Consider the following 10,385-nt stretch of genomic DNA (forward strand, 5'->3'; position numbering starts at 1 on the left):
GCCCGTTGGTCAAGCGGTTAAGACACCGCCCTTTCACGGCGGTAACACGGGTTCGAATCCCGTACGGGTCATCAAAAGAGCAGTTTGCAAATGCAAACTGCTCTTTTATTTATGATAGATAAATGAAGGGTTTTATAGAAGAGACAATTTTCAATGAGATTAATAAGTTAAATCAAAAAAGAAGTTTTAATCCATACATATGTGGTAAACAGATAGTACAGAGCCCAAATAAGATTTTTAGAGGCTACTGTGAAAGGTTAAATACTTAAGCGTAATGAAGGGACTGATTCGGTTTTGAAAGACGTAACAGCGACTTCAGCAGATGTATTACCCAAATTGATAAGTAGGTATTGTAATTTAACGAACGGCACTCTCGTTATGAATCGATATACGTGACGAAAGGGCCTCACAAGGGCAAATGAGAACGAGGATTATTTAGTTGTAAGAGACGAGAGCCTGTATCATTTTTGATGCAGGCTCTTGTTATGTTGATGATATAACGTAAGATACATAAGGCGTTAAATCTAAATATTATTTGTGGGTTCATGTTCTACTTAATGTGAATAATTGTTGATATATGTAAGGTTTTGTAGATGAATAAGTTGGCCAGAGATATTGAATAATCACCTCGTATAGAGTACAATGAGTTGAATATAAGTTCAACTTAAAAGATGAGGTGTGTAGAAATGAAAATTTCACGTTTTAATAAAGATTGCGGTAACTCCGTTGATATGAACATTATGGATGGATATCTATTCGATTTTCCAACGAATGTAGTTGAACTTCAAAAAGAAGCTGCAGATTCTTTTTTCACAGATGCTGTTACAGCTCCAGAAGAATTTAAGAAGCGTATTTTACTTTCTACGACCATTCATGGGGAAGAGAAAGAGCGTTATTTCTTAGTAGGAGACATTGCAGCTAGTCAATTGCTGGCTAATAATCATATTAATAAATTACATAATAAAATCACAAGTCACATTCCATACATCACCTTTTTAGCTGCGATTGCGTATTACCATGCGTTACATGCGAAAAATAAAAAAGACAATACAATTGAAATTGACTATTTTTCTACCATGTTACCAATCTGGCTCCTTAAGAAAGAAAGCACATTTGGTGCAGCTCAAAAAGCCATGGCAAATCGTTTCTTAGGCGACCATTCGTTTACTGTGCATACACCGGGCTTTGAAAATACGTTAAAAGTAGTAGTAGAAGAAAGTGCGTGCTTAAAAGAGGGAGAAAGTGCACGTTTTGCCTTGAAAAAAGACTTAACGCTTGAAGATCGTGAAGATGCAAATGAGTATGTAGAATGTGAAACAGTTATGGTAGACATTGGTGGTGGTTCCATCGATGTGGTTATTCTACCAGAAGGGTTGAAAGCTGCCAATAGTCGCGAATCATTCCAAAGCATTGAAGGCATCCCTTATTTAGCGCATATCGATAAATTGCGTAAAGAGAAATTCTTAGAACTGTTTACAGACTTACGTGCGTTTGATCAATTTATTCTTGATAACTACAGTAAACAAAAGTTTGTATTAAAAAACGAAAACACAGGCAAATCCATTGATTTAACAAGTACAATTAAGTCTTCTCTTCGAGAATATGTAGAGATTTTATTGGCTAAATTAAATGATGTTGCACCACCACCAGCAAATAAAGTGCGTAAATATGTGTACTGTGGAGGGGTAGCTCCTACTTTAGAAGTTGCTATCATGAATAGTATGCGTGAAAAAATTGGAGAAGAACGTACAGACAAGTACCATAAGGTTCCTCAAGATAGCCGTCACTTAAATTTATTTGGCTTAGAGATTCGTAGTATTGGTTACGTTCAAAAGAAGCAAGCAGCAGAGAAGAAAGCCGTTAAATCCTAACAACGTAGGTGATAAGGATGTCAGAGCGTCAAAATGCGTTTACGATTAAGACAAATCGATTGAGTGATGAAGTGTACAATCAACTAGCCACATATGCTAAATCGCGTAAGTTAGGGGATTATATTTCGTCTTTAATTCTACGTGATCTAGATGATTCATCTACTGAAAGAAAAGCAATGGAAAACACACGAACCTACGAAATGCTTGAACATATAAAGAATGAATTAGCTGAGTTAAAAACATTAGCAAAAACAACAGGTTTTGTAGGAAGTGTCTCTTTCAAAGAAGAAGAGCCTTTAAAGGTTTCCCGAGTGAAAGAAGGAAAGATTGCCGATTTAGAAAATATATCTGGCTCATTAGACGATGATGACTTAGAAGAATATAACGATTTTTAAACAGTAAAGCCACTAGAAACATACTAGTGGTTTTTTCTGTTTTTACTTAATAGGACTATTCACACTGGTTTAAATTCATATTAGCGTTAAAATTAACCAATCGACTCCTAAATTCAGTAGACATATTACCTAACTTTTATCCAAGGTCTATTTATCATTAAAATATAAAGAGTACTACGTAAAGCAGTACAAACAATTATACCTTACAGGATAAAGGCTGAGTTTTAATAATTATTTAAACAAAGGAGAAATTACATGCACTTTTTAAAGAAACTGAAAGTAGGATTTCTAGGCGTTTCCTTAGTAGGAACTCTATACATAGGATCTCCCGCATCCGCGTCTGTGTCGTTACAATCAACTAGTCATAAACAAGAAATAACTTCGCTGCAAACACAGCTAGTTAAGATGGGATATTTACACGTAAATCCAACTGGTCAGTATGGTTTATTGACTCAGCAAGCCGTTAAGAATTTTCAACATGATGTGGGGATCACGCAAGACGGGGTCGTCGGACCTGGTACATATGCAAAAATAAATAATGTAGAACAAATGGCGCATGTGGTTTATGGAGAGGCGCGAGGTGAGGTCTATGAGGGGCAAGTAGCTGTAGCAGCCGTCATTCTAAACCGTGCTAAAAGTCCAGATTTTCCACAAAGTATACCTGGCGTTATTAGTCAACCAAATGCGTTTACAGCTTTAAATGATGGACAATACGCTTTGGCACCAAATCAATCCGCTTATAGAGCAGTAACGGATGCATTTAAAGGATGGGATCCTACCAATGGGGCTGTCTATTATTATAATCCTACAACTGCAACAAATAAATGGATATTTACACGCAAAGCATACAAGAGAATCGGTAGTCACGTTTTTGCTTATTAGCTTTAAATAGTTAGAGTACAAATGAAGTAATATATTTTTAGCTATTATATATTCGTATAATTGACTTACATAGAATATGCAGTCATTTATGATCTAGATGTTTTAAAGGTTTAATATAACTTTTATGGAAAAAACATGATATAATTGAGTTGCCATTCGATTTTAATACATCTTATACGTTTGAACCCTGACAAAAAGCTACCTCTTCTACTGATGAGGTAGCTTTTTATTTTGCTGTCATTAAGTTTTGTTCAGCATAGACAACTTAAAAGAGAATTTAACTAGTTTGGATGATTACAATTGAAGGAATTTGAATACGAGGTAACTGTAAATAGCCTAGTAGAGCAATATCAAACACAACTTTTAAATATAGCCTCAGCATATGTAAAAGACAGTCATGCGGCCGAAGACATTGTGCAGCAGGTCTGGATTAAGTACTATCAACTTCTGAAGCTAGAAGGTAAAGATAGTAAAAAATCAGCGTATGCATGGTTATATCGTGTTACTGTTAATCAGAGTATTGATTTTTTGAGAAGGGTGAAGAACAAACGAGTCATATCCTCTAACAATATAGAGATGACTCAATACTCACAAAACATTGATACTATATTATTGGAACAACATGTAATAGAAAGATTGGAAAATGAGGAACTTCTTAAAAGGATAGATATTTTACCTGAAAAGTATCAGAATGTTATTGTTTATTTTTATTTTAAAGACTTACCTTACAATGAGGTTGCTACTGCTTTAAATATTAGTTTAGGTACAGTTAAGGCAAGGCTTCATCGAGCAAAATATTTATTAAGAAAGATGTATCCAGAAAAAGGTGATAATTAGCTAAATATTTATTTGTTTTTTTATAATGCTCTTTTTTATTAGATATCAACAGTGTATGTAGGTTGTAGAAAAAAATAAATGACGATACTTTTTTTGACAAAATCCGACAACCATTATATAGTAAAATACTTATAAATTTACATATTGAGATAAAGGCAAACTAGTTGAAAAGCTAGGACGCAAAGCTACAGGTCTAAGGTCTAAGGGCTATGGCAGCTGAGCCCCCTGAATATCTGGAGGTAATTCTTATGGACAGTAAAGGACAATTAGTAGTACAAGAACTAAATCAAGAGTGGATTGAACTTATAAGGGAAGCTAAGGAATTAGAATTGACTATTGAAGAAATTAGGAAATTCCTAGAGAGTAAATAGATACAATGACCATAAACAACATTAATCATTCATTAATGTTGTTTATGGTTATTTAATTCTTGAGATCTTCTATTTAAAAACTCTTTAAATTCCTCTTGAGTAATGTCTGAATTCATCGCTTCTTTGACTAAATCTAGCCATTCCTGGGGAAGGGTAGTTAAATTATTCACTGTAATATTCCTCCTCTACAACTTGTCCTATTATAAAGTAAATTACTTTTCAATATAACCCATAAAGTAAAAATTATTACTTTTAACCTATTATTTAATAATATATGATATTTTTGGAATAAATACAGTTATTTGGTTTATGGAAAACCAAAATTTTAATGACCTAGCTAAGCCAATAAAGACGTAAGCAATGAATAGTAAGCAGATTCAAGGTTGACCTTTATTTAAGGAAGTAAAACTGAAAGGATTTTTATTAGTGAAAAAGGACGAATCACTTACAGAATACTTAATAATTGATAATATGGGGAGGATAAAGATACCACCTCTGTTTTTAAAGAATGCTAATATCCATCCATCTTCTAAAATACAATTCTTCAACTATAAAACCTTTTTTGTTATGAGACAGGTTAAATTTTTACCGGTACGGTTGGAGAAAAAAGCAGCAAAAAATTTGACTAGATCTATCAACGAATTAGGCTGTATTGTAATTCCAAAGATGCTTCGCGAAATACATGATATAAATTTACACGAGGAAATAGAAGTGAAAGTCATTAATACGAGCATTGTTTTAAAGAAGAAAAAAGAGGAAAATAAACCTACAGGTCTAATAAGGGAACCTTTAGAACCTGAACTGAATAAGTTATCTTTACTTGAAATTAAAGAAGGGAGGGTAAAACTCCCTTCTTCTGTGCTCAAATCTCTCGATTTAGAAGAACATATACAATTACAGTTCTTCATCAAAGGGAATAATACTATTGTCGCAAAAAAACACAAGTATGAATTTCCTACAGAAGGAATTCTTTTGTTTACAGGGCAATCACGGGTAATAAAGAAAGATAAATACTTAAACATTCCTAAAAAGCTCAGAGATTATTTAAACATTTATAATGGCGATACCTTGGAAATTACAACATTAGGAGATCAATTAATTATAAAAAAAGCTCTTTAGAAAATTTAAACACGTCATTGTATAAGATATTCTTATTAAAATTAAAAAAGTAATTGCAGTTTAATTAGGTAACTGCAATTACTTATTCATGTTGTTATAGAATTATTTATCAGTCTTGGAAAAAGAACTCTCAGCATCTGTTTTACCGATACGTAATAATTTTTTCTATGAGGTTAAAATATTATACATCTTCTCAGGTAGTTGAGGTTCATAAAATATGAAACCTTGGCCGACTTGACAGCCTTTCTCTATTATAAATTGTAACTGTTCTTCGGTTTCAATTCCTTCTACGACTATATTCAAGCCCAATTTTTCCCCCATTTGAATAATTGTTTCCACGAGGACTTTTCCTATTTGATCCAAATCATCAATAAATGATTTATCAATTTTTAACGTATTAATTGGTAAATATCTGAGGTGGCTCAGAGAGGAATAACACGTTCCAAAATCATCCATGGCTACTTTAATCCCTAAGTTTTGGAGAGGTATCAGGACTTCTTTTAAATCTTGGTTGTATTGGATTACGTTTTCCGTAATTTCAATTTCAAGAAAAGATGGATTAAGTCCTGTTTTTTTCAAGATATCTTCCACATCTTTTACAAATTCCGGTGATTTCAATTGAATAGGCGATACATTTACGCCAATTTTGGTAACCCTAGAATACATATCCGTCCATGTTTTCATTTGATTGCATGCCTGTTCTAATACCCAGTTTCCAACTGGTACAACCAATCCTAGCTCTTCTAAAATAGGTAAAAATTCATCGGGATAGACAATACCATACTTCACACTATTCCAACGAATAAGCGCTTCTACTCCTATTACTTCAAAGGTTTTTAAATCAACAAGTGGTTGATAAACTAGTTGAAATTCATTTCTTTCTAGTGCGTATCTCAACTCATTTTCCATACTAACAGCTTTGAATAGTTCTTTATTTGATGCATGTGAACTTATTTCGTATGTGTTTCGTCCATTTCGTTTTGCTATATACATAGCCATATCTGCTTGTTTAATTAGTTCATCTATTAGTTCACCAATGTTCTCTGGAATAACATGTTCCTTACATTCCTTTGAAAATACGCTGATACCAATGCTTGTAGAAACAAGAAATTTATGGCCACCTATGTAGAATGGAAGAGACACCTCTTTTATAATTTTTTCAGTCGTTTTTTTTATTTCATCAATCGTTTTCAACGTGTGTAGTACTAGGATAAACTCGTCTCCTCCATGTCTTGAAATAAAATCAGCAGATGATATACAATTCTTTAATCTATCTGCTACCCTTTTAAGCAAGACATCTCCAAGGTGATGGCCAAACGTATCATTAATAGATTTAAAGCGATCTAAATCTAGAAATAAGAAGGCTGTCAATTGTGCTGACTTTTTATCCAAGAGTAAATTTTTCAACTGCTTATTCAACCAGTAACGATTAGGCAAATTGGTTAAGTGATCATAATAAGCCAGTTGCTTAATCTTTTCTTCATAAGCTTTTCGTTTTGTAATATCATTACGAATAGATACGTACTGATACGGATGACCTTCTTCATCTAAGAAAGGAACAATAGTTGTATCTACCCAGTAGTATGAGCCGTCTTTTGCTTTACTCTTTACCTCTCCATGCCATACGTTGCCTGACTGAATAGTTTTCCATAAATTTTTCAAAAATATTTCTGAATGATAATTTGAATTGACAATACGATGATTTTGGCCGAGGAGTTCATGCCTTTCGTATTTGGAAGTTTCGCAGTACTTATCGTTTACGTGGTTTATAAATCCCTTATTATCTGTGATAGCTACAATAGATGACTCATTTAATGCAAATTCAATATCATTTAATTTTTTTAGGGTTTCTTTAAACTTACTTTCAAAATGTTTATCTTTCATAACCTATGCACTCCTCTTCAGGTGTAATTATAAACAAAGCCCACGAAGGAATGCTAAAGAGGAATTGTGGGTTTTGCATAAAAATTAATTCATTAAATATAAAATGTTTATTTCTTCAGTATGGTTTAATGGATCAAAGTCAAATTCAATATGATGAGCATACTGAACTGAAGAGGCTTTCACATGTATTTTAATTAGAAATCTTGCTCCTTCCATAAGAGTCCAATTTCTTGCTCTCTTTGCAAAACCTTCTCCAGATAACGTTCGGTGGTCTTACGATCGCTGTGACCTAGTTCTTTTTGAATTAGAAAGATGTCTGCTCCCTGCTGCCGACTATAAATTGCATAAAAATGACGGAAGTAATGAGGCGTAATTTTGTCATTCCGTTCTTTTATAAAAGGTAATTCTGTTCGTTCGATAATACGCACAATATAATTACTTAGGTTTTTATATTGATAATAGTCTCCATTTTTAGTTGGAAATAACGGACTTTGATCACTTGAATTTAATGCTATACTGACATGACGTCGTTCTCGAAAAGCAAGAATGCGTTCATATAGCGATGGATGAAGTAACTTATCAAATTTCTTTCCTCCCTTCCCTACTCCTCTTAGGCGATAGTGACCACTTAAACTGTCTAGATATACATCTCCCCAGGAAGCTTTAGCTATTTCTTGTACACGCAATCCTGTCATTGCTAACATCGTTAATAATCCATAATTAATGGGATGATTTTTATAATAGTCTAGGATTTGCTTAACTTCATGGTAATACAAATCACGGTTAGGAATTTCTTGTTCAGATAATGATGTGCTTAAGATTTCTTTGTGTAATGGTTGCTGTATGTACTTCGTTTCATATAACCATTTCATAAAACTCTTTAAAATCGTCATTTTCGCGTCTAAAGTTGCAGGTGAATAAGGTTTTCCCCCCTTACCTAGCAGTGAGGTACTTAAATGCGTCTGATAGTTTCGAATATGCCACGGACGCAGGTTTTTTAAAATAGTCTCTTCTATATAGTTGTCTACATCTTGGCGTAGGAACCATTCACTTTCTAACGCGTATTGATAAAACTGCAGCAAAATCCGTACGTATTCGGTCTTGGTATTTTCTTTTCGCTCTCGGTCCTTTCGAATATGCTTTCGTTTGTGGACATAGTAGTACATCATTTCTTCATCCGTAAAACCACTGAACATATCTTCGTTTTTTCGCTGGTGATGCTCATTCCTCTCTTCTAAGGCGTCATAATACGTGCTATCTAGCATCAATGAGACAACCTTATTAAAACCCCCTTTTCTTTCACTTATTTCTGTGCCTATATGTACTAGTGAGAAATCTTGCATAAAACCTCTCCTTTCGTAAGACATGTCTTCTCATTTATAGAATTTACTTGTTTTGAAGTGCCTCCTTCTCTAAGTAAAAGTTAAGTTTGTATTTATATGTACATAGATGATAAAGAACCTTTAAAACGTAATGATGGTGTTACTAATAATATTTAAAATACTAATCATCTGAATTAAATATCTAATAATTTTATAATTAAATACTTTTAAAGTTATTTATTAAATTTGTTACTTATTGATTGTAACAAATTTAAAAGTAAAAATGTAAACTTACTTTCTATAAATTTAGTATAACTTTTATATAGTTTGTAGAAAAATCTCCTATTTGTCATCACTTAGAGTAAATAATAAAACATAAATATTTATAAGTTAGTTATAACATTTACATATTTATTATAAAAACTTTTAAACTCTAACTATATGTATATATGATATAATTAATTATTAGATGAAGTAAAAAGAATAGGAGTGTATGTTATGATTGATAATCCTACTAAAATTATTACTATTGAAGATGTGATGGAGATGTTATCTATTTCATCAAAGAAAACGATTTATACATATATTCAGCAAGGAAAATTAAACCCTATTAATAAAGATAACTGGCATATTGAAGGACGTTATGAATTTGATATCGAAGATGTCGTTCGTTTGCAAGAAGAGTTAAAAAAGCCAGGACTTACGACAAAAGAGGTAGCGCAGCAACTCGATATATCCGTCACAACAGTGAATAAGTATATTAAGCAAGAACTTTTACCTGCATTCCAAGAAGAATACAGGGGTATTAATTGTTATTTTGTGAATGAAGAAGATTTAGAAGCGTTTAAGCGTACGCATGAAGTTGGCCGTAAACCTAGTAAGCGTCATTTTTATCATACCGAACAAAATATTGCACTCTTTCAGCTTTTTGTGAAGAAAGATGAAGTGAAAGAGCAGTTTGCCCGTATTATCTCAGTAGAAGATCCCATTATGGCAGTGACAGAGCAACATGAAGAGATAACGGTAGAAGAATTACTTGATCGCGGTTTTGAAGCAGTCTATGAAATTGAATCGAAAAAAACTATTACGAAAGAAGGTTATGCTACATTTGCATTTAAGCAAACAGCCTACGCGAAATCACAACTTTATAAGCTCATGGATTTATTCTATCAGTACCTAAGCCCGACTAACATGAGAATTACACCACAAGAAGAGAAAGAGCAATTTATCGTTGAAATCAAACCTGTATTGTTGACAGAATCAGCACAAGAAATCGTTGAATTATTGGAGTCAGTTCTTGTCTCAGGAAAGATTAATAAACGCAGCCGTGGAATTTACATTGATAGCGATTTGGAAGTAGTACGTGTAAAGGTATCAAGTAATCTGAAGGAAGAGTTACAGCAAAAAGCCAAGGAATTAGGCAAAAAGAATGTGGAAGAGTTGTTGTTGTACGCTGTGCAAAAATTATAGGATAGACTGCAGCCTGAAGACAATAAAATTACCAGATCAATAACATATTTTCATACTATGTTTAATAAAAAAATCCTCTGCAGATATTGGGACTGACCCCTGTTTTTGAGACAGGGATCAAAACACCTTTTAAACGACCAGTTGCCGATATTGTACAGGTGACTGGTTGTTTAGTTTTGTTTGAATACGGGCATTGTTATAATAAGTAATATAGTTTTTGACGGTTTGCTCTAC

Annotated in this window: 11 protein-coding genes, 1 tRNA gene and 1 riboswitch; of the genes, 8 read left to right on the forward strand and 4 right to left on the reverse strand. The window is 33.2% G+C overall.

Translation table 11 applies throughout. The features are described 5' to 3' along the window. From WKH56_RS34680 to sinI, 6 genes are all read left to right on the forward strand, one after another. Nucleotides 1-71, forward strand: a tRNA-Glu gene (locus WKH56_RS34680). Between the two features lie 615 nt (nucleotides 72-686). Beyond that, nucleotides 687-1,871 (forward strand): Alp7A family actin-like protein, encoded by a 1,185-nt coding sequence (locus WKH56_RS34685; protein ID WP_342837781.1) that lies wholly within the window; start codon nucleotides 687-689, stop codon nucleotides 1,869-1,871. A 17-nt stretch (nucleotides 1,872-1,888) separates the two neighbouring features. Next, entirely contained in the window at nucleotides 1,889-2,266 is a 378-nt protein-coding gene (locus tag WKH56_RS34690) for a hypothetical protein (RefSeq protein WP_328170774.1), read from the forward strand. Between the two features lie 255 nt (nucleotides 2,267-2,521). Continuing rightward, the gene (locus tag WKH56_RS34695) at nucleotides 2,522-3,148 is read left to right on the forward strand and encodes a cell wall hydrolase (protein ID WP_342837786.1); all 627 of its coding nucleotides are present in this window, start codon (nucleotides 2,522-2,524) and stop codon (nucleotides 3,146-3,148) included. A gap of 300 nt (nucleotides 3,149-3,448) precedes the next feature. Next, nucleotides 3,449-3,985, forward strand: coding sequence for an RNA polymerase sigma factor (locus WKH56_RS34700; protein ID WP_342837788.1), 537 nt, complete (start codon nucleotides 3,449-3,451; stop codon nucleotides 3,983-3,985). Between the two features lie 144 nt (nucleotides 3,986-4,129). Further along, nucleotides 4,130-4,214, forward strand: a riboswitch (cyclic di-GMP riboswitch). 19 nt (nucleotides 4,215-4,233) lie between these two features. After that, entirely contained in the window at nucleotides 4,234-4,356 is a 123-nt protein-coding gene (gene sinI / locus WKH56_RS34705) for a DNA-binding anti-repressor SinI (RefSeq protein WP_342837789.1), read from the forward strand. 32 nt (nucleotides 4,357-4,388) lie between these two features. Here sinI and WKH56_RS34710 read toward each other — a convergent pair whose 3' ends face one another. Next, entirely contained in the window at nucleotides 4,389-4,526 is a 138-nt protein-coding gene (locus WKH56_RS34710; RefSeq protein WP_099000210.1) for an anti-repressor SinI family protein, read from the reverse strand. 256 nt (nucleotides 4,527-4,782) lie between these two features. On the opposite strand from WKH56_RS34710, the gene WKH56_RS34715 reads away from it, so the two are divergent. Beyond that, nucleotides 4,783-5,475, forward strand: a complete 693-nt coding sequence (locus WKH56_RS34715) for an AbrB/MazE/SpoVT family DNA-binding domain-containing protein (protein ID WP_342837792.1) — start codon at nucleotides 4,783-4,785, stop codon at nucleotides 5,473-5,475. Between the two features lie 165 nt (nucleotides 5,476-5,640). Here WKH56_RS34715 and WKH56_RS34720 read toward each other — a convergent pair whose 3' ends face one another. Together WKH56_RS34720 and WKH56_RS34725 are read right to left on the reverse strand one after the other, a co-directional pair. Beyond that, complete coding sequence (locus tag WKH56_RS34720; protein ID WP_342837794.1) at nucleotides 5,641-7,359, reverse strand: sensor domain-containing protein; 1,719 nt, start codon at nucleotides 7,357-7,359, stop codon at nucleotides 5,641-5,643. A gap of 194 nt (nucleotides 7,360-7,553) precedes the next feature. Beyond that, nucleotides 7,554-8,702, reverse strand: a complete 1,149-nt coding sequence (locus WKH56_RS34725) for a tyrosine-type recombinase/integrase (protein ID WP_153251964.1) — start codon at nucleotides 8,700-8,702, stop codon at nucleotides 7,554-7,556. A gap of 477 nt (nucleotides 8,703-9,179) precedes the next feature. Here WKH56_RS34725 and WKH56_RS34730 point away from each other — a divergent pair, with 477 nt between their 5' ends. Beyond that, on the forward strand, nucleotides 9,180-10,151 hold the full coding sequence (locus WKH56_RS34730; protein WP_335387693.1) for a helix-turn-helix domain-containing protein: 972 nt from the start codon (nucleotides 9,180-9,182) through the stop codon (nucleotides 10,149-10,151). 129 nt (nucleotides 10,152-10,280) lie between these two features. On the opposite strand, the gene WKH56_RS34735 is transcribed toward WKH56_RS34730, so the two are convergent. Then, the coding region (locus WKH56_RS34735) for an IS3 family transposase (protein WP_342837201.1) at nucleotides 10,281-10,385 on the reverse strand (105 nt) is incomplete at its 5' end.

The organism is Priestia sp. SB1 (assembly GCF_038898415.1).